Below are 25,267 nucleotides of genomic sequence, written 5' to 3' on the forward strand. Positions count from 1 at the left end.
GTCACCTTCCGTCGCCGTCGGCGGCGGCGGGCGCGACCGCCGGGTCGTCGTCGCGCGCCGTTTCCTCGACGGGCGGCGGTTCCTGCGGCTTCGGCGGGAACCAGCGGCGTTCGATCCGCTCGCAGGCCATCCCCACGCACGCGCCGCCGAGGGCGGCCACGATCAACCCCAGGTTGTACGGCAGCCCGAGGAACAGCATCGCCAGCGCGCCGGCCGACACGGCGGCGCTCCAGATCTTCCAGCCGGCCAGCGCCCCGGCGAGCACGACGAGGAAGACGGCGGTCATCGGGAAGTCGAGGCCGGCACGCCACCGCTCGGGCAGCAGGTGCCCGGCGACCATGCCGACGACGGTGGCGACGGCCCAGTTGACGTACATGACGGCGGACGCGCCGAAGTAGAACATGCTCTTGCGGCGCGCCGGCTCGTCGCCCTTGATGCGGTCGAACGCGACGAAGAAGACCGCGTCGATCAGCCCGAAGCCGAGCAGCAGCCGCCACCGTTGCGGCAGCTCCCGCACGTGCGGGGCGAGCAGCGTGGAGTAGATCAGCATGCGCAGGCTGAGGATGAGGGTGGTCAGGACGATCACCGGCCACGCCGCGCCCTCGGCGATCAGCTTGAAGCCGATGAACTGGGCGGTGCCGGAGTTGACCACCATGGCCAGCCCGAACGTCTCCAGGTAGGACAGCCCGCTGGCCAGGCCGAGTGTCCCGCCGATCACGCCGAGGGGGAACGCGGACAGCAGGAACGGCACCATCGAGCGGGCCCCGGCGACGAACTCGCCGCGCGGCGTCGCGGGGCGCTCGGGGGCGCTGGTGGGCGTGCGGTCAGACATGGTCCTCCCCGGGGCGGCTGTCGCGCGGCATGGCCGGGCCGGCGCCGGCGACGAGGGCGGCCACCTCCCCGGCGCGGGTACGGCAGAAGTAGTGTCCCCCACCGTCGATCTCCGCGAGGGTCACGTCGGCGGCGATGCGCCGCCACGCGGCGGGCGCGTCGCCCGGGTCGGCGGTGAGCGGGTCGTCGGCGGCGAGCACCACCGTCACCGGCACGGTCAGCGGGCGGTCGGCCAGCGGGCCGAGCCGGTCCCGCAGGTAGGCGTGCGAGCCGAGCGCGTCGTGCCGGAACGCGGCGACCAGCGCCGAGGTGTGCCCGGCGTCGAGGCCGTCGAGGTCGGTGAAGCCGGTCTGCCCGACCAGCCAGTCCACCACCCCGGCCTCGTCGAGGGCGCGCACCTCGGCGATGCTGGCGTCGATGTCGGCGGCGTCGCGCAGCAGCTTGCCGCCGAGGAACAGCCGCGCGGGCGGGGTCCCGGCGGCGGCGAGCAGCCGGGTGACCTCCACGGCGAGGGCCGCGCCGACGCAGTGCCCCCACAGCAGCACCTCGCCCCCGGCGGCGGGCAGCTCGGCGACGAGCCGGCGGGCCACCTCGTCGAGGTCGGCCAGGGGCTCGGGGCGGCCGGGGTCGTGCCCCGGCAGGGCCACCGCGAGCACGGCCACGCCGCGTGCGGCGAGCGCCTCGGCCAAAGGCCGGAACGCGAGCGGGTTGCCGGCGGCGTACGGGAAGCAGACCAGGACCCGGTCGGCGGCGAGGCCGGGCGGCGACAGCGGCTGCAACAGCGGCGCGGCGGTGTCGGTGACCGGGGTGGCGGCGGCGTCGACGGCGCGGGCCAGCGGGCCCAGGTCGGAGTGGGTCATGAGCTGCCGGAGGGTGACCAGCGGGCGCAGCGCGGCGACGACCCGCATCGCGGCCAGGGAGTTCCCGCCGAGGTCGAAGAAGTTGTCCTCCTCGGCGATGTCGGCCACGGGCACGTCGAGGGTGTCGGCCCACGCCCGGGCGATGCGGCGGGCCGTGTCGGTGCCGGGCGGGGTGCGCCCGGCCGGGGCGGCGGGCGCGGCGGGCGCGGCCGGCGCGGGGCGGACGAACGCGCGACGGGCGGGGACGAGGCGGGGCGGCGGCAGGCCCGGGGCGTAGCCACCGTGCGGGGCGTCCGGGTCGTCGGCCAGGGCGGTCAGGGCCCGCCGGTACGCCGCGCCGAGGCCGGCGGCCTGCTCGGCGGTGAACTCGGCGCTGTGGTAGTGCAGGCTGAGCCGGACCTGGTCGGTGAAGAAGTCCCGCATGAACTCGGCGCGCAGCGCGAACTCGGTCTCCGTGCTGACCCGCACGTCGAGCAGGTCGAAGCCGGGCAGCTCGCGCAGCTGCTTGAGCAGGTAGAAGTGGGTGTAGTTGAAGACCGTCTCGAACAGCGTGTCGGTGGTGGCGGCGTCGGCCTTCATCTGCGCCATCGGGTAGCGGCGGTGCGGCAGCAGGTCCGCCTCGGCCCGGTAGACGCGGCCCACCAGGTCGGCCCAGCTCCCGTCGCCGGTGTCGACGCGCAGCGGCACGGTGTTGAGGAACAGGCCCAGCGCGGCGGTGGCGCCCTCGGCCTCGGGCCGGCCGCTCTGCTCGTACCCGGTGATCACGGCCGGGTCGGCGGTGAGCGCGCCGACCACCTTGACGTGCGCGGCGAGCAGCAGGGTCTTCAGCGGCACGGCGAGCCGGTCGGCCAGCCGCAGCAGCCGCTCGGACAGCGCGGCGGGGATGTCGACCTCGTGGAACACCACCGGGTGCGCGGCGGGCTCGGCGGGCGGCTCCCAGCGGGGCAGCTCGGTGACGCCGCCGGCGGCGAGGACGCCGCGCCAGAACTCCCGGTCCCCGGCCGAGGCGACGGCCCGCCGTTCCAGGCCGATGTAGTCGCGGAAGTGGTTGCCGGCCGGCGGCTCGGGCAGCGGCCGGCCGTCGCGCAGCCGGTGGTACGTGTCGAACAGCCGGGTGTGCAGCAGGGTGATGCTCCACCCGTCGAGGGCGGAGTTGTGCTGGCTGAGGCTGTAGCGGTAAAGGTCGTCGGCGAGCACGTGCACGTGGATGCGGACCAGCCCCGGCTCCTGCCAGACGAACCGGTACGACTGCTCCCGGTCGTGCCAGTCGGCGTACCGGCGTTCCTGCTCGGCGGGGGTGAGCCCGCGCAGGTCGGTGACCCACAGCGGGGTGGGCGCGTCGGCGTGCACGAGCTGGAGCTGCGCGGAGTAGCCGGTGAGGTGGTAGCTGGTGCGGAAGATCGGGTGGTCGGCGACCAGCCGGCGCACGGCCGCCGCGAACGCGGCCTCGTCGAACGGGGCGCTGATCAGGAAGCTGATGATGTCGTGGTACTGGGCCGCGCCCCGGGCCAGCTCGTTCTGGAAGATCAGCCCGGCCTGGAGCTGCCCCAGCGGGTACGCGTCGACCACCGTGTCGGGCAGCAGCGCCCGGTCGGCCGGCGACACCAGGTCGAACGGCGCGTACGCCGGGGGGCGCTGCCCGTCGGCGGGGGCGGCGGCGAGCGCGGCGATCGTGGGGTGCCGGAACATCTGCTGGAAGCTGAGGTCCAGGCCGGCGGCGTGCGCCCGGGCCAGGACGGTGACGAAGTGGATGGAGTTGCCGCCGAGGGCGAACAGGTTGTCCTCCACCCCCACCCGGTCGACGCCGAGCACGTCGGCCCACACCTGGGCGAGGATCCGCTCGGCGTCGGTGCGCGGCGGCACGTACGGCCGGTCGTCGGCGGGCGGGTCGGGCAGCGCCCGCCGGTCCAGCTTGCCGTTGGCCGACAGCGGGAACTCGGCCAGCTCCACCACCCGGGCCGGCACCAGGTAGCCGGGCAGCACCCCGGCCAGGTGGTCGGTGAGGGCGCGTTCGGCCACCGGGGAGGCGGTGCGCACGTAGCCGAGCAGGTTGCCGTCGCGGGCGACGACCACGGCGTCCTTGACGGCCGGGTGGCCGCGCAGCGCCTCCTCCACCTCGCCCAGCTCGACCCGGTAGCCGCGCACCTTCACCTGGTGGTCGAGGCGGCCCAGGTAGTCGATGGTGCCGTCGGGCAGCACCCGGGCGAGGTCGCCGGTGCGGTAGACCCGCTCCTCCCCGACGGCGGGGGCGGCGACGAACCGGTCCCGGGTCAGCTCGGGCCGGTTGAGGTAGCCGCGGGCCAGTTGCACCCCGGCGATGCACAGCTCGCCGGGCACGCCGACGGGCTGCGCCCGCAGCCGCCCGTCGAGCACGTGCAGCCGGGTGTTGTCCACCGGGCGGCCGATCGGCACCCGCGCCGCGCCGGGCGCGCACGGGTGGTGGCTGACGTCGACGGTGGCCTCGGTCGGCCCGTACAGGTTGACCAGCTCGACGTGGGGCAGCAGCGCGGCGAGCCGGTCCACGTGGTGCGCGCCGAGGGCCTCGCCGCTGGCGAAGATCCGCCGCAGCCCGGCCAGCCCGGCGGTGTCGGCGGTGGCCAGCCAGTCGAGGAACGCGCCCAGCATCGACGGCACGAAGTGCAGGACGGTCACGCCGTGGTCGGCGACGGCGGCGACGATGGCGCGCGGGTCGCGTTCCGCGCCCGGCGGCAGCAGGCACACCGACGCGCCCTCGCGGGCCCACCAGAACAGCTCCCACACCGACACGTCGAACGTGGTGGGGGTCTTGTGCAGCACCACGTCGTCCGGGCCGATCGGGTAGTGCCGCTGCATCCAGGCCAGCCGGTTGGCCAGGGCCCGGTGCTCGATCATCGCGCCCTTCGGCTCGCCGGTGGAGCCGGAGGTGTAGATGACGTAGGCGAGGTCGCCGCCGCCGGCGGTCGGGGCGGTCTCGTCGGCCGGGGTCGCCGCCGGCCCGCCGGTCGGCGCGGGCGCGGGGTCGGCGGTCGCGGCCGGGTCGGCGTCGGCCGGGGGCAGCGCGACCACCGGCACCGGCTCGGGGACCGCCGTGGCGTCGGCGGCCACCACCAGGGCCGCGCCGCTGTCACGCAGCAGGTAGCCGACGCGGGCCGGCGGGTAGCCGGGATCCACCGGCAGGTAGGCCGCGCCGGCCCGGTGCACGGCCAGGATCGCCGCGAGCTGCGCGGGCGACCGCGCGGCCAGGACCGCGACGACCGTCTCCGGGCCCGCGCCGGCCACCCGCAGGTCCGCCGCCAGCGCCGCGACCCGCCGCTCCAGCTCCGCCCAGGTCCAGGCGCCGGCGTCGGTACGCACGGCGACGCCGTCGGGCGTGTCGGCGGCCCGCCGCGCCACCCAGGCGTCGGGGCGCGGGCCGGCGGCGACGTCGACGGCGGTGTCGTTCATGGCGGCGAGCACCGCCCGGTCGGCCGGGGTCACCAGGTCGACGTCGTCGACGGGGCCGTCCGGGGCGGCGAGCGCGGCGGCGAGCAGGAGCAGCAGGTGGGCGGCGATCCGCTCGGCGGTGCCCCGGTCGTGGCGGGCGGCGTCGTGGTGGACGGTCAGGTCGCCGCCGGCCACGGCCACGGTGATGCCGACGCGGGGATCGACGGCCGCGTCGGCGGTGTGCACGGCGACGTCGAGGAACGGGTGGCGGCCCTGTTCGGCGTGCGGGGCGAGGTCCTCGGCGAGCAGTTCGACGGGGTAGTCGGCGTACCGTTCGGCCTCGGGCAGCGCGGCGCGCACCTGCCCGACGAGGTCCCGGTAGCTGCGGTCCGGGCCGGCGGCCACCCGCAGCGGCAGCAGCCCGGCCAGCGCGTCGCCGCCGGCCGGGCGGCCGACCAGCACCTCGGTCGCGCCGGTCCAACGGCGCAGCAGGGCCGCCACGGCGGCGGCGACCAGCACGAACCGGGCCGCCTCGGCGCCCCGGCTGGCGGCGGCGAGCCGGTCGGCCAGCGCGTCGCCCAGCGGCACGGTGACCGCCTCCGGGCGCGGCGGGGTGCCCGGCGCGGCGGCATGGTCGACGGGGAAGCCCACCCGGTCCGCCCCGGCGGCGAGCACGCCGTGCCAGTGCCGGGCGTGGTCGGGCCGCCGCGCGGCGGCGATCCTGAGCTGGCCCCGGGTCATCAGCGACTGCATGATCTCTCCCGGCTACAGGTCGATGTCGATGGCGGGCGGGGCGGCGGCCACGGGGGCCGGCGCGCCGGTCAGCTCGCCGACCGGGCGGCCCGGGTCGGCCAGCACGGCGTCGAGCAGGTCGAGGTACAGGTCGGCGAACGCGCGCACGGTCTGCGGCAGGAACAGCCCGGCGTGGTACGCCCAGTGCACGGTGAGCCCGTCGGGCCGCTCGTAGACCTGCATGTCCAGGTCGAACATGGCCTGCCCGGTCGGGGCGACGGCCAGCTCCACCGGCCGGCCGAGGAACTCGACCCGGGCCACCTCGGCGTGTTGCATCGCGAACAGGGTGTCGAACAGCGGGTGCCGGTGCGGGTCGCGCACCGGCAGCACCGCCTCGACCAGGCTGTCGAAGGGGAAGTCCTGGTGGGCGAAGGCGTCCACCGCGTCCCGGGCCACCTCGGCCAGCAGCGCCCGGAACGGCACGTCGGGGCGGACCCGGTGGCGCAGGCAGACGGTGTTGACGAACATGCCCATGGTGGCGTCCAGCCCGGGCGCGCCCCGCCCGGCCACCGGCGTCCCGACGGTCACGTCGACGCCGTCGGCCCCGCCGGGGCCGCCCGTGGCGGCGGCGAGGAACGTCGCGTAGCCGGCGAGCAGCAGGTGGAACAGGGTGACGCCCTCGCGGCGGGCCAGCGCGCGCAGCGCGGCGGTGCGGGCGGCGTCCACGGCGAACTCCACGACACCGGCGGCGGCGGTCGGCGGGCCGCCGGCGGCGGGCCCCGCGACGCGGTCGGCGTCGGTGGGCAGGCGCGGCGGCGCGGGCGGGTCGGCGAACCGGGCCAGCCACCAGTCGCGCCCCGGCGGCTCCTGCGCGTGCGTCCACACGGCGTAGTCGGCGTACTGGGCGGGAACGGGCGGCAGGTCGCGGCCGGCGTAGCGGGCGTCGACCTCGCGCAGCAGCAGGGCCAGGGAGAGCCCGTCGGTGACGATGTGGTGCAGCTCCAGGGCCAGCGCCGCCCCGGCCGGGGTGCGCCGCAGCTCGGCGCGCAGCAGCGGCGGGGCGGCCAGGTCGAACGGGGCCACCGCCACCGGCTCGTCGGCGGCGCGGGCCACCTCGGGCAGCTCGCACACCACGCCGGGCAGCACCCGCTGCACCGGCCGGCCCGCCTCGGTGCCGAACGCGGTGCGCAGGATGTCGTGCCGGGCCACCACGTGCCGCAGCGCCTGGCCCAACCGGGCGGCGTCGGCGTCGTCGGGCAGCGGCAGCAGCAGCGGCAGGTGGTAGGCCACCGAGGCGGGGTCGCGGGACTGGGCCAGGAACACCCGCCGCTGCTGCGGCGACAGCGGGTACGCCCGCGCGGCGGCGGCCCGGGGCAGCGGCGTGGCGGCGCGGGCCTGGCGCACCTCGGCGGCGAGGGCGGCCACGGTCGGGTGGCGCAGCACGGCGGCCGGCGACACGGCCACGCCGAAGACCCGCTGCGCCTCCACGGCGAGCGCGACGGCGGCCAGGGAGTCCCCGCCGGCGGCGTAGAAGTCGTCGAGCACGCCGAGCTTGGGCACCCCCAGCACCCCCTCCCACACCCGCACGAGCTGCCGTTCGGTGTCGTCGCCCGGCGGCTGGTACGCCCCGTAACGGTCGTCGGGGGCGATCAGGTCGGCCGGGTCGAGCGAGTCGACCTGGACGATGTGCCGGGGCAGCTCCCCGTCGGGCAGTTCCCGGGCGAGCTGCCCGCGCAGCGCCAGCGGGTCGAGGTGGTCGTCGGCGACGACGTACACGCAGCCGTCCTTGACGGCGACCCGGTCGACCTGCGGCCAGAGCCGGGCGAGGGTGTCCACGTCGGGGGTCATCGGGCGGCTCCGATCGCCTCGGCCAGCCCGCGCACGGTCTGGTGCATGTACAGGTGGCGGGGGGTGAGGTCGGCGAGGCCCTGGTCGCGCAGCTCGTTGAGCAGCCGCAGGGCCAGCAGCGAGTTGCCGCCGAGGTCGAAGAAGTTGTCCTCCGGGCCGACCTCAGCGCCGAGGACCCGCTGCCACACCGCCCGGATCCGCTCGTCCAGCGCCGCGTCGGCGGCGGGCGCGGGGGCCGGCGCGGGCGGCTCGGCCGGGGCGGGCAGCCGGGCGGTGTCGAGCTTGCCGTTGCCGGTCAGGGGCAGGGCGGGCAGCGCGGTGACCGTCGCCGGGACCATGTAGTCGGGCAGCATCCGGGCGGCGCGGCGGCGCACCTCGGCGAGCGCGCCTGCGGCGGCGCTGGCCCCGGCGGCGGGAGCCCCGGCGGTGTCGGCCTCGGTGGCGGCGTCGGCGTCGGCGAGCACGACGTAGGCGTGCAGCCGGGTGTCGGCGGACTCCGCGCCGGTCTGCACCACCACGGCCACGGCCAGCACCGCCGGGTCGTCCAGCAGCACCTGGCGGATCTCGTCCAGCTCGATGCGGTAGCCGCGCACCTTCACCTGGTTGTCGAGGCGGCCCAGGTGCTCCAGCCGGCCGTCGGGCAGCAGCCGGCCCCGGTCGCCGCTGCGGTACATCCGCCCGCCGGCCCACGGGTCGGGCCGGAACCGCTGCGCGGTCAGCTCGGGGCGGCGCAGGTAGCCGTCGGCCACCCCCGCGCCGCCGACGTGGATCTCCCCCGCCGCGCCGGGCGGCAGCAGCCGGCCGTCCGGGTCGAGCACGTACACCCGCCAGCCGGGCAGGGCGCGCCCCACCGACCGGCTGCCGGCCAGCGCCAGCCCCCGGTCGAGAGTCTGCGCGGTGACGTGCACCGTGGTCTCGGTGATGCCGAACATGTTCACCACCCGGCACTCCCGCTCCGGGTGCCGGTCGAACCAGCCGGTGAGCATCCGGGCGTCCAGGGGCTCGCCGCCGAAGACGACCAGCCGCACGGCGAGCCGGTCGGCGGCGCGCCGGTCGACGTCGAGGAGCTGCGCGAACGCCGACGGGGTCTGGTTGAGCACGGTCACCCGCTCGGCGGCCAGCAGCGCGTGGAACTCGTGCGGGGACCGGGTGACCAGGTGCGGGACGACCACCAGGTGCCCGCCGGTGAGCAGGCAGCCCCAGATCTCCCACACGGAGAAGTCGAAGGCGCTGGAGTGGAACATCGTCCACACGTCGGCCGGGCCGAGCCCGAAGTCCCCGGCGGTGGCGTCGACGAGGGCGAGGACGTTGCGGTGCGGGACGCACACGCCCTTGGGGCGGCCCGTGGAGCCGGAGGTGTAGATGACGTACGCGGTGTCGTCGGGCCCGCCCGCCGCAGGCTCCTCCCCCGCCGCGTCGTCCGGGCCGGCGGTCAACCCGGCCGGGTCGATCCCGCCGCCGCCGACGAGCAGCGCGACGCCGGAGTCCTCGACGGTGTAGCGGATCCGCTCGGCCGGGTACGCCGGGTCGACGGGCACGTACGCGGCCCCCGCCCGCAGCACGCCGAGCAGCACCGCGATCAGGTCGACCGACCGGTCCAGGCAGACGCCCACCCGGTCGCCGGGGGCCACCCCGCGCGCGGCGAGGGCGCGGGCCACCCGGGTGGCGCGGGCGTCCAGTTGCGCGTACGTCAGCTGTTGGCCGGCGCAGGACACGGCCGGCGCGTCGGGTCGCCGCCTGGCGTGCCGGGCGACGCGGCCGGCGATGGTGTCGACCGCCGGGGGCGGCCCGCCGGGGCCCCGGCCGAGGGCGACGATCGCGGCCCGCTCGGCGTCGTCGAACAGGTCGTGACCGGCCAGCGGGCGGTCCGGGTCGGCGAGGACCTGCCCGAGCACCCGCACGACCTGGCGGGCGAACGCCGCGACCAGGTCGGACGCCCACCCGGCGGTGCGGTGGTGGCAGGTCAGCGTGGTGCCGGCCAGCGCCAGGGTCAGCGGCCACAGCGGGGCCAGGCAGGGCCGGTACGCGTCGGCGGGGCTGGCCGCGTCGAGCACGCCGGCCTCGACGTCGAGGAGCCCGGCCGGCGGCGCGCCGCCGGGGGCCGGCCACGGCAGCCCGGTCGCGGCGGCGGTGGCGAGCAGGTCGCGGGCCCCGCGGTCGACCGGCACCCCGACGACGGCCAGCCGCTCGTCGACGACCGCGCCGACGTGGGCGCGGCGCACGCCCCGGTACCGGGCCAGCACCGCGCCGACGGCCGCGACGAGGGCGGCCAGGTCGGTCCCGGCCGGCACGGCGACGGTGTGCGCGGCGAGCCGGTCCGGCCCGGGGTCGCCGCGCCGCCAGCCGGTGTCCCCGGCGTCGTCGGCGGCGTCCGTGTCGATGTCGGCGGCGGAGGCGGCGGCGGGGGTGGCGTCGTCCGACCCGCCGCTCCCGGCGGCGGCCGGGTGCGCGGCGGTCGTGGGGGGCACGGGCCGACCCGGCACGACGGGCTGATCCGGGACGACGACCGGGGGCGCCGGGGCGGCGGGGTCGGTCAGCTCGGCCAGCAGGGCGCCGAGGCGGTGCCGGCCCACGGCGTGCCGGCGGGCGACCAGCACCAGGTCGGCCCCGTCGTCGTGGCGCAGCAGCACCGCCCGCAGGTCCGGGCCGCCAGCCGGCAGCGGCCGGGCCAGCTCGGCGTCGCGGCGGCGCGCGGCCAGCCCGGCCGGCACCCGCTCCACCCACAGCCGCCCGCCGGCCAGGCCGTGCCGCCGGGTGAGCCCGGCGTACGCCTCGGCGAGGCCGTCGGCGTCGGCGTCGGGGGCGACCCGGGCGCTGGCGGCGTGGCAGAACCGGCCCGCCTCGGCCGGGTGGGGGGTGTGGGGGGCGCTCATCGGGTGGTGAACCCTCCGTCGACGGTGATGACCGAGCCGGTGACCTGCGCGGACTCGTCCGAGGCGAGCCAGAGCGCCGCCTGGGCCACCGCGCCGGGCTCGATCAGCGCGTTCATCGGCTGGGCCTGCACGAACGTCTCCTCGTGCTCGGCGACCGGGACCTCCAGCGACCGGGCGATCTCGGCGAGCATCCGGCCCTCGACGTGCGGGTCGTCGCGCACCGAGCCGGGGCACAGCGCGTTGACCCGCACCCGCAGCGGGGCGTAGTCGAGCGCGGCGGCCCGGGTCAGCCCGACCAGGCCGTGCTTGGCCGCGACGTAGCCGGCGAAGTGCCGGTAGCCGACCAGCCCGGCGGTGGAGGCGACGTTGACGATGCTGCCGGCGCGCTGCCGGCACATCACCTCGCCGACCGCGCTGATCATCCGCCACGGCCCGGACAGGTCGACGTCCAGCATGAGCTGCCACTCGGCCTCGGTGATCTCGTGCGTCGGCTTGCCCGACGGCGCGGCGATACCGGCGTTGTTGACCAGCACGTCGACCCGGCCGAAGCGCGCCACCGCCAGCGCGACGGCGGCCCGGACGGCGGCCAGGTCCCGCACGTCGGCCTCGACCGGGTACGCGGCTGCCCCGTACCCGGCGCACAGGTCGGCGGTGTGCGCGAGCTGGCTCGCCGAGCCCAGCGGGTACGGCACGCCGGGCAGGTCGCCGGCCAGGTCGACGAGGACCACGTCGGCCCCCTGGGCGGCGAACGTCACCGCGCAGGCGCGGCCCAGCCCCCGGGCGGCCCCGGTGACGATGGCGGTCTTGCCGGCCAGCCGGTCGCCGGCGACCACCGGTGCGGGGCGGGTCGGCGCGTCGGTCATCGCGCCAGCTCCGCGCCGACCAGGTCGAGCAGGGCCGCCGGGGCGTCGGTGAGGTACATGTGGCCGCCGGGCAGCCGCCGCACGGCGAAGCCGGCCGAGGTGACCCGCGCCCAGCCGGCGAGCGCCTCGTCGGCGACGAGGGTGTCGTCCGCGCCGCGCAGGGCGGTCACCGGCACGTCGACGCGCTTCTCCGCCGCCGGCCGGTACGCCTCGTGCAGCTCCACGTCGGCGCGCAGCACCGGCAGCAGCAGCTCCCGCATGTCGGGGTCGGCCAGCGCCGGGTGGGTGTATCCGGCGAACTCCTCCACCCGCGCGACGAACTCGTCGTCGGGCAGCCCGGCGGCGGTGCGCTCGCGCCCCGACCACGGGTCCGGGGAGCCGCTGACGAACAGGTGGGTGACGGCCACCCCGGCGGCCCCGGTGAGCCGGCGGGTCATCTCGTAGGCGAGCACCGCGCCCATGCTGTGCCCGAACAGGGCCACCCGGTCGCGGCCGGCGACCAGTTCGAGGACCTCGTCGAGCAGCCCGTCGACGGCCTGCTCCAGGCGGCGGTACGGCTCCTCGACGAACCGCTTCTCCCGCCCCGGCAGCGACACCGGGACGACGTCCAGCTCGGGCGGGGCGACGCGCCGCCACGGTTGGTACACCGACGGGCCCGCGCCGGCGTACGGGAAGCAGAGCAGTGTCGTGCGGGTCAAGACGGCTCCTTGCCGGTGAGGGCGGTCCGGACGGCGCGCAGCAGCCCGGCGTCGGCCCGGGCGAGCAGGTCGTGCCCGCCGGGAACGGTCAGCGTGGCGCAGCCGGCGGTGGTCAGGTCGGCCCAGGCCGCCGCGTCCACCGCCGACACGTGCGGGTCGGCGTCGCCGACGACGACGGTGACCGGGACGGCCACCGGGTCGGCGTCGCGCAGCCGGTAGCTGCGGCCCAGCTCGAAGTCGGCGCGGGCCGCCGGCAGGGCCGCGGCGGCCAGGTCCGGGTGCCCGGCCACCGCCGGCGGCAGGGTGCCGAGCGCGACCAGCGCGGCGAGGAACGCGGCGTCGTCCAGCGTGGAGTAGTCCGGCTCGACAGTGGACCGGTGCGGCGGCACCGCCGAGGAGACCACCAGCGCGTCGGCGGGCCGGTGGCCGCGCCGGGCCAGCCGCCGGACCAGCTCGAACGCCACGTACGCGCCGAGGCAGTCGCCGTAGACGGCGTACGGGCGGTCGAGGTGGGGCGCGAGCGCCGCCTCCAGGGCCTGCACCAGCGGGGTCATCCGGCGCGGGGCGGCCTCGGCGGCGCGTTCCCGCCGCCCCGGGTACTGCACGGCGTTGACCTCGACGGACCGGGGCAGCCCGGTGCGCCAGCTCTCGAACGCGCCCGCGTTGCCGCCGGCGTAGGGCAGGCAGAACAGCCGCAGCGCGGGGCGGGGCACCGGCGCGCGGACCACCAGCCACGGGTCGCGGTCAGCCATCGCGGGCCACCCGGTCCACCAGCGCCCCGAAGTCGGCCAGGTCGGCGAACTCGGCCAGGGTCAGCCCGGTGCCGTACCGCTGGCGCAGCGTGCGGACCAGGCGCAGCGCCCGCAGCGAGTCCCCGCCTGCGGCGGCGAACGTGGTGGCGGCCGAACGCGGCGTCACCCCGAGGACGTCGCGCCACGCCCCGGCGACCCGCGCCGACCAGCGGGACCGGGCGTCGGTGGGCGTCGGGTCGGCCGGCGGCCCGGCGGGCGGCAGCGCGGCGGTCGGCTCGGTGGCCAGCAGCCGGGTGAAGGTCGCGGCGAGCCGGTCGGCCCAGTCCGTGTCGAAGCGGCGGCCGTCGTACTGGAGGGCGAGGGCGAGCCGGCCGGTGTCGGGGGCCACCGCCACGTCGACGGCGAGGCTGAACCCGACGTCGACGGTGGTCACCCGGCTGGCCACGACGCGGGGGCCGGCGCGGTCGTCGGCGTGGAAGTGGGTGTAGTTGAAGAAGCTGTCGAAGCGGGGCCCCGCCCCGCCGGCCCGGACGATCTCGGCCAGCGGGAACCGGTGGTGGCCCATCAGGGACCGCTCGGCGTGCCAGGCGTCCCCGGCCAGCTCGGCCAGCGGCCGGCCGCGCAGGGTCGCCGTCACGGGCAGGGTGTTGAGGAACAGCCCGAGGGTGGCGTCGCTGCCCGCGCCCTCGGGCCGGACGCCGACGACGAGGCCGGAGACGACGTCGTCGCGGCCGGCGGTCTCGCCGAGCGCCCGCAGGTGCACCGCCAGCAGGTACGACTTTACCGGCACCCCGGCCGCGCGGGCCGCCTCGGCGACCCGGTCGGTGACGTCGTCGTCCAGCGGCACCGGCCGGGTGACGGTGATCCGGGGCCCGGGCCCGCCGAGCAGCAGCGGGGTCGCCGCGCCGGGGCCGTCGAGCCAGAACCGGCGGGTGGCCGGGTCGGCGAGGGCGGCCTTCTCTGCGGCGACGTGGTGGTGCGGCGGCAGGGCCGCCGGGGCGGGCGGGGCGGGCCGGCCAGCGCGCCGCCGCTCGTGGTCGGCCAGCAGGGCGCGCAGGAACAGGTCGAGGCTCCAGCCGTCGAGGACGGCGTGGTGCTCGGCGACGACGAGGGTGAACCCGTCGGCGCCCTCGTCGACGGCGTGCAGCCGGACCAGCGGCGGGCGTTCCCAGTCGAACGGGCGGGCCCGCTCGGCGGCGATCAGCGCGTCGACGTGGGCCGCGCGGGCGGCCGGGTCCGCGTCGGCCAGCGCGTCGACCGGCACGTCGGCGGGCGCGTCGGCGTGCACCAGTTGCAGTGGCTCGGCGTAGCCGTCGAGGGCGAAGCCGGTGCGCAGCACCGGGTGCGCGGCCACCAGCGCGGCGAACGCGGCCCGCAGCGCGGCCGGGTCCAGCGGCGCGTCGACGCGGTGCGCGGTGACGTTGTGGTACATCGCCGGGTCGCCGGTCAGCTCGCAGTGGTAGACCATGCCCTGTTGCAGGGCGGTCATCGGGTACGCGTCGACCACCGACGCGGGCAGCCGGTCCCGGTCGGCGGGGGCCAGGAGGGTGTCCGCGCCCCGCTCGGGCCGCCCGGCGGCGGGCCCGGTGGACGGGCCGCCGTCGACCGGCCGCGCCCCGTCGACCGGCGACGCGGCGGCCGGCGTCACCCCGGCGGCCGGCGCGGCGGTGTCCGGCCCGGCGAGGGTGATCTCGCCGTGGGTGACCAGCTCCCGGATGGACTGGTGGGCGAAGATGTCGCGCAGCCGGAACGACAGGCCCCGCCGGGCGGCGGCGACCTGCATCTGGATGCTGCGGATCGAGTCGCCGCCGAGGGCGAAGAAGCTGTCGGTCACGCCGACGGCCGGCAGGCCGAGCACCTCCTGCCACGCCTCGGCGAGGATCTCCTCGGCCCGGTTGGCGGGGGCTACGTCCGGCCCGGCGGCGCGGCGGCCCCGCTCGGGGGCGGGCAGGGCGGCGCGGTCCAGCTTGCCGTTGCCGGTCAGCGGCAGCGCGTCGAGCACCACCACGGCGGCGGGGACCAGGTGCGCGGGCAGCCGCTCGGGCAGCCAGGCGGCGAGGCGGGCGTCCAGCGGCTCGCCGTCGGCCGGGGCGGCGGTCACCGCCGGGCGGGGGTCGTCGGCGTACTCGGGGCGCACCGCGTGCAGGGTGTAGCGGTCGGTGCCCTCGAGCAGGTCGTCCTGGCGGGTGACGACGGTGAAGCCGCGGTCCTCGAAGAACGCGATCAGCTCGTCGAGGCGGCCCTCGGTGGCGGTGCCGACGCCGTCGTGCACCTCCATCGCCACCTGCGCGACCAGCGGCCAGTGCCCCTCCCGGACCCCGGCGAGGACGTCGGCCTCGGCCCGCTGCACGTCGATCTTGAGCAGGTCGATGCGGTCGGGGGCCACCTCGTCGATCACGTCGGACAGCGGCCGGACGGCCACGCTGAGCCGGTCCGGCGCGAAGCGCTCCGTCAGCAGCTCGTCGACCCGGTCGAGCAGCGCGTCCCGGTCGGCCTCGCCCCGGTCCCGCTCGTTGGCCAGGAACCGGCGGATGACGGCCTGTTCGGCGGCCGGGTCGGCGTACTCGGCGTGGCCGGACATCATGGCGTAGCCGGGATAGTAGGTGAAGTCGACCTCGCCGGGGGCCGCCGCGAGCCCGTGCGGGTGCACGGTGGCGGGCACGCCGAAGGCGGACACGTTGCGGCGCAACGCCTCGACCACCGACGGCACCGGCTCGAACGCGTGGATCGTGGCGTCCGGGCAGACGGCGTGCACGAACAGCGAGAACATGCCGATGTTCGCGCCGACGTCGAAGACCGTCGCACCGGCCCGCAGCACCACCCCGTCGCGCAGATAGACCTGCTGGCGGAAGATCTCGTCGTAGAGGTAGCGGGTCTCGTGCGGGTTGATGCCCACGACCCGGTCCACGTCGACCGCCGGCGGGCCCCCGGCGGGCGTCACGTACGCGACCAGCCGCGCGCCGTGCCCGTCGTCGTCGCGGGCCACCACCGCCGCGTCGGCCACCCCGGGGTGCTCGCGCAGGACGGCGGCGACCTCCCCCGGCTCGATCCGGAAGCCGTTGACCTTGACCTGGTCGTCGAGCCGGCCCAGGTAGGTCAGCCGCCCCCGCGCGTCGAAGCGCACCCGGTCGCCGGTGCGGTAGACCCGCTCGACGCGGCCCGACGGCAGCGCCGCCGGCACGAAGCGGCGGGCGGTGGCCTCCGGGTCGCCGAGGTAGCCGTCGGCGAGCTGGGGGCCGGTCAGGCACAGCTCGCCGGCCACCCCGGGCGGCACCGGGCGGAGCTGGCCGTCGAGCACCCACGCGCCCGTGCCTGGCAGGGGCCGGCCGATCGTCGGCGGTTGACCGGCGGTGATCTCGGCGCTGGTGGCGTCCACGGTGGCCTCGGTCGGGCCGTACAGGTTGACCGCGCGCACCCCGGGCAGGGCGGCCACGGCGTCCCACAGGTCCGCCGGCACCGGCTCGCCGCCGAGCAGCAGCACCCCCGGCAGCCCGACCCGGCCGGCGGCCACCCCGTCGGCGGCGAGCAGGATGCGCAGCTGCGACGGGGTCAGGTCCAGCACGTCGACGCGGTGCGCGGCAAGCAGGGCGGCCAGCTCGACGCCGTCGCGGCGGGCCTCCTCCGGCACCAGGCACAGGCTGCGGCCGTGCCCGAGCTGGACGAGCTGCTTGACGGAGGCGTCGAAGGTCAGCGGGGCGTTGACCGCCACCCGCGCCCCGGCCGGGGCGTTCGGGTAGACGACGCGCTCCAGGGCGTGCGCCAGGTGCGCGGCGCTGCCGTGGGAGACCAGCACCGGGCGCGGCGCGCCGGTGGACCCCGAGGTGAAGATCACGTACGCCGGGTCGGTCGGCCGCGTCTCGGGCAACGCGGCGGTGGTGGTGGCGGTGGCGGCGAGCTCGGCGACGGCCGCGTGCGGCACGCCCGCCACCGGCCGGTCGCCGAGGACCAGGCCGGCGTCGACCGCGCGGGCCAGCTCGGCGAGGCGGCGCGGGGGCGCGGCCGGGTCCAGCGGCACGAACACCGCGCCGGCCCGCAGCACGCCGACGAACGCCACCACCGTGTCCCGGGAGCGGGTGGCCAGCACCCCGACCCGCCGGCCGCCGTGCAGGCCGCGCTCGACCAGGCCGGCGGCCACCCCGTCGGCGAGCCGGCGCAGCTCGCCGAAGGTGTACGCCCCGTCGGCGGCGACCACCGCCTCGGCGTCCGGGTCGGCGGCGGCCAGCCCGCCGTCGAGCAGGTCGGCGAGGGTACGCGTCGGCGCGTCGGACGCCGGCCCGGCGGCCTCGACCAGCCAGCGCGTCTCCGCCCCGCCGAGCAGGGCCAGCGGGGCCCCGTCGGTCAGCGCGGCGGGCAGCGTGCCGAGCACGGCGAGCAGGCCCTCGCGCAGCTGCCGCCCGCCGGTCACCCGCAGGGTCACCGTGTCCGCGTCGAGCAGGGCGGCCAGGTGCGGCCCGCCCACCGGCGGCGGGGCGCTCACCCGCACGGCGGTGGCCCCGAGGGCGGACAGGGCCGCCGGGTCGACGGCCGGCACGGCGGCGAAGCCGGCCACCGCGGCGGAGTCGACGCCCACCGGCTCCAGCAGGTGGAACGTCTCCTCGGCGGGGCGCTCCGCGCCGCGTACCTCGTCGAGGAGCTGTTTCGGCGCGGCCGGCAGCGGCAGGCGCAGCCGCACCGGCGCGTAGCCGCCCAGCGGCCCGACCACGGCGGCGGTGCCGTCGGCGTGCCGGCCGTCGCTCCAGCGGGCCAGCACCAGGTCGGCGTCGTCGGCCCCGGCGGGCGGCTCGGCCCGGCGGGACAGGGTCAGCGCCCAGGCGGCCAGCAGCAGGCTGGGCACCGTCACCCCGGCCGCGTCGGCGGCGGCGGCCAGCGGGCCCAGCGGCACCTCGGCCACCGACTCCTCGGCCGCGTCGTCGCCGTGCGGGGTGACCAGCCGGGCGGCCGGCACGTCGGAGGCCGCCGGCTGGCCCGCCTGCTGCCGCTCGTCGAACTGCCACTCGGAGACGTCGAGGAACTGCAGGGCGTCCGGGTCGTCGGCGCAGGACCCGCCGGCGTACGCGGTCGCCAGGTCGGCCAGCACCAGCCGCAGGCTCGCCGGGTCGGCGATCAGCGGGGCGGCGGCCAGCTCCAGGGCGTCGTCGGTGAGGGTCACGGACAGCTCCCCGGCCGCGCCGACGGTCACCGAGCGGGCGTCGTCGACGTCCTGCAACGGCACCCGCAGGCCGGGGTGGTGCACCAGGGTCAGCCGCAGCGCCTCGTGCCGGGCGACCACCGCGTCGACGGCGGCCTGGAGGCGGGCGGCGTCCAGCGGGCGGCCGAGGCGGACCCGGGCCCGCACGAGTTCCCGCGCCCCGGTGTAGGCGAGCCGCTGGACCGGGGAGAGTCGGTAGCCGTTCACACCACGCTCCGGTTGACGTAGAGGTCGGACATAGCGACGAGGATCTGCCGGTCGCCGGAGAAGGGCTCCCGCCCGTGGGTGGCGAGGAAGTTGTCCACCACCAGCACGTCGCCGCGCCGCCAGGGCACCGACACGGCGTGTTCCCGGTAGAGGTCCCGGATGCCGGCGACCACCTCGTCGTCGATCGGGCTGCCGTCGCCGTGGTACGCGTTGCGCGGCAGCCCCTCGGGGCCGTACTCGCGCAGCAGCGCGGCGGACACCTCGGCCGGCATGTTGGAGCTGTGGAACAGGTGGGCGTGGTTGAACCAGAACGTCTCGCCGGTGCGCGGGTGGGTGGCCACGGCCTGCCGCCGGGCCCGGGTGCGCAGCCCGTCGCCGCCGAGCCAGGTGAACTCGGTCGCCGACGCCGCGCAGTACGCCTCCACCTCCGCCCGGTCGGTCGTCTGGAACGCCTCCTGCCACGGCAGGTCCAGGTGCGGGCCGTAGTTGCGCACGTAGCACACCCCGTCGCGGGTGAACCGCTCGCGCACCTGCGCCGGGATCCGCGGCGTCACCACCCGCTCGCTGGCCAGCGGGGTGGCCCCGCCGCTGCCGGTGGCCGGCTGGGCGCACCAGAAGTAGAGGTGGGTCGGCCAGTTGTGCGAGTAGGACATCTCGTGGTGCAGCGGGATCCACTGCTCGGCGTTGAACTCGGTGGAGGTGAACACCCGGTCGGCGACCTCGGTGCGCGGCGCGGCCCGCTCCAGGTAGCCGAGCAGGTCCGGGGTGACCGCGCGGGCCGCCCGGCTGAAGTCGTCGGCGGTGGCCACCTCGAAGCCGCGGAACAGCACCGCGCCGTGGGCGTCCAGGTCGCGCAGCAGCTCGGCGCGGCGGCCGGCGAGCCAGCCGGCGAGGTCGAGGTCGGCCACCGCGGCCTCGACCAGCAGCACGAAGGAGTCGTCGACGAGCACCCGCCGGGTGACCGGCGCGGCGGCGGGCGCGGTGCCGCGCCGACGCGGCCCCGGCCCGCTCACGACCGGCCCCCGGCGGTCGCCGCCGCCGGCGCGCCGTCGCCCGCCCGCGCCCCGTCGGGCGGGGCCGCCGTCAGCTCGGGCGCGGTGACCGGGTCGGACATGGCGGTGAGGATGCGCCGGGGCGGGGTGAACGGCTCCCGGGCGTGCGCGGCGAGCATGTTCTCCACCAGCAGCACGTCGCCGCGCCGCCACGGGAACGACCGGGTCTCCGCCGCGTACGCGGCCCGCAGCTCGGCGAGCACGTCCGCGCCGATCGGCGTGCCGTCGCCGTACGCGGTCTGGTAGGGCAGGTCCTCCTCGGCCAGCGCCCGGCGCAGCCCCGCGCTGACCTCGTCGGGCAGCGACGTGACGTGGAAGAACAGCGCGTGGTTGAACCAGGTGCGCTCCCCCGTCACCGGGTGCTCGCGCACGGCGGGCCGGACCTGCCGGGTGCGCAGCTGCTCCTCGCCCACCCACTGCGCCTCGATGCGGGCGCGGGCGCAGTATGCCTCGACCTCGGCGCGGCTGTCGGTCTGGAACGCCGTCTGCCAGGACAGGCTGATCCCGGGCAGGTAGTTGCGCTGGTAGCACACGCCGCCCCGGCGCTCGAACCCGGCGACCGTCTCGGGGCGCAGCCGGGCCAGCACCCGCCGGCTGTCGGCCAGCGGCGTCCGCCCGCCCGCGGCGGGCTCGGTCTCGCAGAAGAACACGATCCGCAGCGGCCAGTTCAGCGTGTACGACTGCTCGTTGTGCAACACGATCGGCTGGTCGGCGGGGTGCTCGGTGGAGGTGTAGACGCCCTCGGTGACCTCGCTGCGCGGCGAGGACCGCTCGCCGTAGCTGAGCACGTCGCCGGAGAGGGCGGCCATCGCGGCCCGGAAGTCGGCGGGGCCGGTCACGGCGAAGCCCCGCAGCAGCACGGCGGCGTGCCGGCGGGCCAGCTCGTCGACGGTGTCCCGGTTGCCGGCCAGCCAGGCCGCCAGGTCCAGGTCCGGCACGGTGGCCTCGACCAGGGCCGGCAGCGGACCGCCCGGCCAGTCGGGGCGTACGTCGACCAGGGAACGGTCCCGCCGGCGGCGTCCGATGGCCGACGCCACCCGGCTCTGCTCAGTCATCTCTCGGTCCCCCAGGGGTCGTCGACACACTCGGCGAGGCTGCGTGCGGGGTCGGCCGCCGCCCGGCGGAGCACCCCGACGAAGTCGTGGTGCCACGCCTGCGCGCGGGGCCCGTCGAACAGGTCCGTCCGGTAGGTCCAGAGCGCGTCCAGGTCGCCCCGGCGCTCGTCGAGCCAGCAGGTGAGGTCCAGCCGGGCGGCGTCCGGCGCGAGTTCCACCCCCGCGAGGTCCAGCCCCTGGGCCCCGCGCCAGGTGGCCGCCGGGGCGTTCTGCACGCCGAAGGCGACCTGCACCAGCGGGTTGCGGTGCGGGTGGCGGGCCGGGCGCAGCCGCTCCACCACCGCGTCGAACGGCACACCCTGCCGCTCGCCGGCGAACAGGGCGGCGGCGCGGGCCTCGGCGAGCAGGTCGGCGAAGCCGCGCTGCGGGGCGGGGCGCAGCCGCAGCGGCATCGTGTTGACGAAGCAGCCGACGCTGTCCTCGGCCGCGACGCCGGTCCGCCCGGCGAACGCGGTGCCGACGAGCAGGTCGGTGCGCCCGGTGCGGGCCCCGAGCAGGGCGGCGAACGCGGCCAGCCCGACCATGTAGAGGCTGGCCCGGTGGGCACGGGCGAGCCGCCGCACGGCGTCGGCGGTGGCGGCGTCGACGGTCACCCGCAGGCTGGCCCCCTGCGGGCGGTCGGCGGCGTGCGGAGCGGGCGGGCCGGCCGGGCCGGGCGGAGACGGCGCGGGGGCGGCCGGCGGGACCGCCAGGTCGAGCAGGGTGGGCGCGTCGCGCAGCCCGGCGACCACCTCGTCCAGGGCGCGGCGGCCGGCCGGGCCGGCCAGCCACTCCCGCTGGGCCAGCGCGAACGCCGCCGGCCCCGGCACGGGCCGGGCCGGCCACGGTGGGCGGGGCCGGGTGACCCGCACGGCGGCCTCCCGTTCGCTGTCGTAGCAGCGGCCGAGGTCGCGCACGAGCACGCTGAACGACCAGTCGTCGCAGACGATGTGGTGGGCCACCAGCAGCAGCGCGAAGCGCGGGCGGTCGTCGGCGACGAGGTGCGCGCGCAGCAGCGGCCCGGCGGCCAGGTCCATCGGGGTACGGGCGCTGGCGGCGGCCACCCCGGCGACCCGCCCGGCCAGCGGCACCCCCGGCACGGGCCGCTCCAGGACCAGCTCGACCTGCGGGTCGTCGTGCACCCGCTGGACCGGGCCGGCGTCGGAGCTGGGAAACACGGTGCGCAGCGCGGGGTGCCGGGCGACGACCCGGCGCAGCGCCCGGGCCAGCGCCGCCCGGTCCACGGCGCCGTCCAGCTCGACCACGTAGGACACCAGGTAGGAGGTGTCGGTCGGGTCGAGCTGGTGCAGGAACCACAGCCGGCGCTGCGCCGCCGACAGCGGCGCGGGCCCGTCGGCGACGGGCGGGCCGACACCGGCCGGATCGGTGGCGGGCCGGGCGAGGGCCGGGGGCGGCGGGGCGGCGGTCGACGTGGCCAGGTGGGCGGCGAGGGCGGCCACGGTGGGATGGTCGAACAGCGCGGCCGGCGGCACGGGCCCCCCGGTGACGGTGGCGAGCCGGGCCGCGCAGCGCAGGGCGAGCAGGGAGTCGCCGCCGAGGTCGAAGAAGTCGGCCTGCGGCCCGGCGACCGGCACGCCGAGCACGTCCCGCCAGACGGCGGCGACCTGCCCGACGAGGCCGGCGGCGGCGGGATCGGTGGCGTCGGCGGCGAAAGCGTCGGCGTCGGCCGGGTGCGGCGGGTCGGCCGCCTCCCATTCGGCCGCTTCCCACTGCGGCGACGGCAGGGCCGCCCGGTCCACCTTGCCGCTCGGGGTGGTCGGCATCCGGTCCAGCCACACCACCGTCGCCGGCACCAGCGGGGCGGGCAGCCGCTCGCGCAGCCGGGCCGGCACGTCGTCGCGGCGCGCGCCGACCAGGTAGCCGACCAGGAGCGGGTCGCCGCTGGGCCCGGTGCGCACGGCGGCGGCGGCCTCCCGTACGCCGGGCAGGTCGGCCAAAGCCGCCGCGACCTCGCCCAGCTCGATGCGGTAGCCGCGCAGCTTGACCTGGTCGTCGAGGCGGCCGAGGAACTCCAGTTGCCCGTCGGGGCGCAGCCGGACCCGGTCCCCGGTGCGGTACATCCGCTCGCCGGGGCGGAACGGGTCGCGCAGGAACCGGGCGGCGGTCTCGTCCGGCCGGTCGAGGTAGCCCCGCGCCAGGCCCGCGCCCGCCAGGTACAGCTCCCCCGGGGTGCCGGGCGGCACCGGCATCCCGTCGGCGGCCAGCACGTACGCCCGGGTGCGCGGCAGCGGCCGGCCGATCGGGGGGACGCCCCCGTCGGCGGTGATCTCCGCCCAGGTCGAGTAGGTGGTGTCCTCGGACGGGCCGTAGAGGTTGAGCAGCCGGCGCACCCCGGGACGGGCCAGGACACGGGCGGCCAGGGCCGCGGTCAGCGGCTCGCCGGCCAGGCACACGGTGCGCACGCCGGCTGGCAGGGCGTCGGCGGCGAGCAGCTCGCTCATCGCCGAGGGGACGGTGTTGACCAGGGTGACCGGCAGCGCGGCGGCATCGGGGCCGGCGAGGGCGAGGACGTTGTCGACCAGCAGCACCCGCCCGCCCCAGCACAGCGGGCCGAAGATCTCGAACACCGACAGGTCGAAGCAGACGCTGGTGGCGGCCAGCACGCCGCTCAGTTCCTGCACCGAGAAGGCGGACCGGGCCCAGCCCATCAGCGCCGAGGCGGAGCGGTGTTCGATGGCCACCCCCTTCGGCAGCCCCGTGGAGCCGGAGGTGTAGATGACGTAGGCGAGCCCGGCCGCGTCGGCGTGCGCCTCCGGGCGGTCGGCGGGCGTCGCGGCCGCATCGAGGGTGTCCAGGGGCAGCGCGGCGGGGCCGAAGCGGTCGGCCAGGGCGGCGCGGGTGAGCACCAGCCGGGCGCCGGAGTCCTCGGTCATGAACGCCACCCGCGCCGGCGGGTACGCCGGGTCGAGGGGCACGTACGCCGCGCCGGCCTTGAGCACCGCCAGCAGGGCCACCACCAGGTCGGCGTCGCGTGGCAGGCAGACGCCGACCCGCTCCTGGCCGGTGACGCCGCGCGCCAGCAGGATCCGGGCGAGCCGGTTGGCCGCCTCGTCGAGTTGCCGGTATGTCAGCGCCCGGTCACCGGCGCGCACCGCCTCGGCGTCGGGAGTCCGCTCCACCTGGGCCTCGACCAGACGGTGCAGGCAGACGCCGGTGGGTGGGACGTCGGGGACGCGGGGTGCGCTGGCCCGGCGCACCGGCCCGGCGGGCCGGGCGGAGATGGTCACTTCCGCCCGCGATTCGTCGTGCGCGTGCAGCCAGACACCGAACGGCCCCCAAGATCGTAACGGTACGTGTGCCCTGGATGACCCCTCGGCAGGTCAGCGCCCCGGACTCCTCACGCTGTGCTACTTAAAGCGATCAATCGATTGCTCTCCGCTGAGAGATTCCACGAGCGCCGATGGGAATGCCAAGAGCCCTCCCAACATGTGGGAGATCGGTGGCGGAATGCGAACCAGGCGTTCCACCCGTCGAGCGACCTGCCCGCCGGGCGAGGAGCGTGCTGAGCAGGGTCGATGCTCCGGGCGGGGTCGCCAGCCGCCGGCTGCGCCGGCCCGCGGCTGTCGGGAAGCCGCCACGCCCCCGAAGAGGTCCGGCCGCGCCCGCGCGACCGGCAGGTCGCCGTGCGCTCCCGACCGACAGGTCGCCGTGCGCGCCGGCCGCCCGGTGACGCCCCGGGCACCGGGCGGGCCGTCAGGCCGGCCGCCGCCACTCGTCGGCGAGGACCGACCAGACGTCGATGTCGACGCGCCCGCCCGGCCCGGGAACCGCCTGGCGCAGCGTGCCGTCGCGGCGCATGCCCAGCCGGCGGGCGACGGCGATGCTGCGGGCGTTGCGCGGGTTCGTCCGCCACTCGACCCGGTGGATGCCCCGCTCCCGCACCGCCCAGTCGACGATCAGGCCGGCGGCGCGGGTGATCAGGCCCCGCCCCTGCGCGGCCGGCTCCAGCCAGCAGCCCGCCTCGCACACGCCGAGCGCGGCGTCGAACAAGACGAACATGACCCCGCCGACCAGCGTCGGCTGTTGCGGGGCCGGGCCCGTGAGCCAGATGCCCCAGATCCCGCCGGCATCGCGGGCTTGCGCGTCGGCGTAGCGTTGCAGGACGGCCCGCGCGGACGCGAGGTCGGTGGCCACGAACGACGCCCCCACCCAGGGCGCGATGTGCTCCCGGGCCCGGTCGAGGTGGCCGAGGAACTCCTCGGCGCGCCACGGCTCCAGCGGACGCAGCTCGGCGTCGGCGGTCAGGGGGCGAGCGAACACCGGGCCTCCCGGGGGTGCGGGGCGGGACCGGTCCAGCAGACCATACCCGGGTGTGCGGTCGCACCCGGCCCGCCGGAGGCGGGAACGCACGTCGGTCCGGCGCTCGGGCCGCCGGGGCCGAGCGCCGCCCCACCAAGCGGGGTCAGTCGCGCAGGAGGTCGGCGTGGGCGGCGCGGAGCCGGGCCAGGGCCGGGTCGCTGCCGGGGGCGACCCGGCGGTCGAGCTCGGCCCAGACCTCGGCGAGCGCCTCGGTGACGGCCCGCAGCTCGGCGGCGTGCCGCCGGCTGCTCTGCCGGTGCGACTCCTCGAGGCGGCGGGCCCAGCCCGCTGTCACCGTGGCGAGCCGGTCGGCGTCGGCCCGCGCCTGGGCCGCGCTGCGGGCGGCGGGGGCGGGCACGATCGCGGCGATCGGGCGGGGGTCGCCGTCGCGGGTGACCAGGGTGACCGTGTCGGTCAGCTCGGCCATCGCGATGAGCTGGGTCAGCCGGGTGCGGGTCTCGCGCAGCGACAGGGCACGCGGCGGGGTGGGCTCGTGAGCCAGTGCGGGAGCAGCCATGACTCCATACTGCGACGGGGGTATGACAAG

General features: G+C 77.8%; 13 protein-coding genes. All 13 read right to left on the reverse strand.

Annotated features, from left to right (window positions below):
- Position 1 precedes the first annotated feature (1 nt).
- The 13 genes from ACFYWL_RS03950 to ACFYWL_RS04010 all read right to left on the reverse strand — a co-directional run bounded on the left by ACFYWL_RS03950 (position 2) and on the right by ACFYWL_RS04010 (position 25,237).
- On the reverse strand, positions 2–832 hold the full coding sequence (locus tag ACFYWL_RS03950; protein WP_386967007.1) for an AzlC family ABC transporter permease: 831 nt from the start codon (positions 830–832) through the stop codon (positions 2–4).
- Positions 825–5,846 (reverse strand): amino acid adenylation domain-containing protein, encoded by a 5,022-nt coding sequence (locus tag ACFYWL_RS03955; RefSeq protein ID WP_386967009.1) that lies wholly within the window; start codon positions 5,844–5,846, stop codon positions 825–827. Before ACFYWL_RS03955 ends, ACFYWL_RS03950 begins: the two co-directional genes overlap by 8 nt.
- 12 nt (positions 5,847–5,858) lie before the next feature.
- On the reverse strand, positions 5,859–7,673 hold the full coding sequence (locus ACFYWL_RS03960) for a condensation domain-containing protein (protein ID WP_386967012.1): 1,815 nt from the start codon (positions 7,671–7,673) through the stop codon (positions 5,859–5,861).
- Positions 7,670–10,546 carry a non-ribosomal peptide synthetase gene (locus ACFYWL_RS03965; protein WP_386967014.1) on the reverse strand — a complete coding sequence of 959 codons (2,877 nt, stop codon included), beginning with the start codon at positions 10,544–10,546 and terminating at the stop codon, positions 7,670–7,672. Before ACFYWL_RS03965 ends, ACFYWL_RS03960 begins: the two co-directional genes overlap by 4 nt.
- Positions 10,543–11,409, reverse strand: coding sequence for an SDR family oxidoreductase (locus tag ACFYWL_RS03970; RefSeq protein ID WP_386967017.1), 867 nt, complete (start codon positions 11,407–11,409; stop codon positions 10,543–10,545). Before ACFYWL_RS03970 ends, ACFYWL_RS03965 begins: the two co-directional genes overlap by 4 nt.
- Positions 11,406–12,107: a thioesterase II family protein gene (locus ACFYWL_RS03975; RefSeq protein ID WP_386967020.1), complete on the reverse strand. Its 702-nt coding sequence runs from the start codon at positions 12,105–12,107 to the stop codon at positions 11,406–11,408. Before ACFYWL_RS03975 ends, ACFYWL_RS03970 begins: the two co-directional genes overlap by 4 nt.
- On the reverse strand, positions 12,104–12,859 hold the full coding sequence (locus ACFYWL_RS03980) for a thioesterase II family protein (protein WP_386967022.1): 756 nt from the start codon (positions 12,857–12,859) through the stop codon (positions 12,104–12,106). Before ACFYWL_RS03980 ends, ACFYWL_RS03975 begins: the two co-directional genes overlap by 4 nt.
- Entirely contained in the window at positions 12,852–18,254 is a 5,403-nt protein-coding gene (locus ACFYWL_RS03985; protein ID WP_386967025.1) for an amino acid adenylation domain-containing protein, read from the reverse strand. Before ACFYWL_RS03985 ends, ACFYWL_RS03980 begins: the two co-directional genes overlap by 8 nt.
- Positions 18,251–19,267: a TauD/TfdA family dioxygenase gene (locus tag ACFYWL_RS03990; protein ID WP_386967028.1), complete on the reverse strand. Its 1,017-nt coding sequence runs from the start codon at positions 19,265–19,267 to the stop codon at positions 18,251–18,253. The genes ACFYWL_RS03985 and ACFYWL_RS03990 overlap by 4 nt, the downstream gene beginning before the upstream one ends.
- The gene (locus ACFYWL_RS03995; protein WP_386967031.1) at positions 19,264–20,361 is read right to left on the reverse strand and encodes a TauD/TfdA family dioxygenase; all 1,098 of its coding nucleotides are present in this window, start codon (positions 20,359–20,361) and stop codon (positions 19,264–19,266) included. The genes ACFYWL_RS03990 and ACFYWL_RS03995 overlap by 4 nt, the downstream gene beginning before the upstream one ends.
- Complete coding sequence (locus ACFYWL_RS04000) at positions 20,358–23,648, reverse strand: amino acid adenylation domain-containing protein (protein ID WP_386967034.1); 3,291 nt, start codon at positions 23,646–23,648, stop codon at positions 20,358–20,360. Before ACFYWL_RS04000 ends, ACFYWL_RS03995 begins: the two co-directional genes overlap by 4 nt.
- Positions 23,649–24,114: 466 nt before the next feature.
- Positions 24,115–24,681, reverse strand: a complete 567-nt coding sequence (locus ACFYWL_RS04005; protein ID WP_386967036.1) for a GNAT family N-acetyltransferase — start codon at positions 24,679–24,681, stop codon at positions 24,115–24,117.
- Positions 24,682–24,823: 142 nt separating this feature from the next.
- Positions 24,824–25,237, reverse strand: coding sequence for a type II toxin-antitoxin system Phd/YefM family antitoxin (locus tag ACFYWL_RS04010; protein ID WP_386967038.1), 414 nt, complete (start codon positions 25,235–25,237; stop codon positions 24,824–24,826).
- Between the last annotated feature and the right edge of the window lie 30 nt (positions 25,238–25,267).

The organism is Micromonospora sp. NPDC002575 (assembly GCF_042889525.1).
Taxonomy (GTDB): domain Bacteria; phylum Actinomycetota; class Actinomycetes; order Mycobacteriales; family Micromonosporaceae; genus Micromonospora; species Micromonospora carbonacea.

Excerpts from the sequence above, each read along its gene's own strand:
- ACFYWL_RS03950 (WP_386967007.1), bottom strand. The coding sequence starts at position 832 with ATGTCTGACCGCACGCCCACCAGCGCCCCCGAGCGCCCCGCGACGCCG.
- ACFYWL_RS03960 (WP_386967012.1), bottom strand. The coding sequence starts at position 7,673 with ATGACCCCCGACGTGGACACCCTCGCCCGGCTCTGGCCGCAGGTCGAC.
- ACFYWL_RS03970 (WP_386967017.1), bottom strand. The coding sequence starts at position 11,409 with ATGACCGACGCGCCGACCCGCCCCGCACCGGTGGTCGCCGGCGACCGG.
- ACFYWL_RS04010 (WP_386967038.1), bottom strand. The coding sequence starts at position 25,237 with ATGGCTGCTCCCGCACTGGCTCACGAGCCCACCCCGCCGCGTGCCCTG.
- ACFYWL_RS03965 (WP_386967014.1), bottom strand. The coding sequence starts at position 10,546 with ATGAGCGCCCCCCACACCCCCCACCCGGCCGAGGCGGGCCGGTTCTGC.
- ACFYWL_RS03980 (WP_386967022.1), bottom strand. The coding sequence starts at position 12,859 with ATGGCTGACCGCGACCCGTGGCTGGTGGTCCGCGCGCCGGTGCCCCGC.
- ACFYWL_RS03955 (WP_386967009.1), bottom strand. The coding sequence starts at position 5,846 with ATGCAGTCGCTGATGACCCGGGGCCAGCTCAGGATCGCCGCCGCGCGG.
- ACFYWL_RS03995 (WP_386967031.1), bottom strand. The coding sequence starts at position 20,361 with ATGACTGAGCAGAGCCGGGTGGCGTCGGCCATCGGACGCCGCCGGCGG.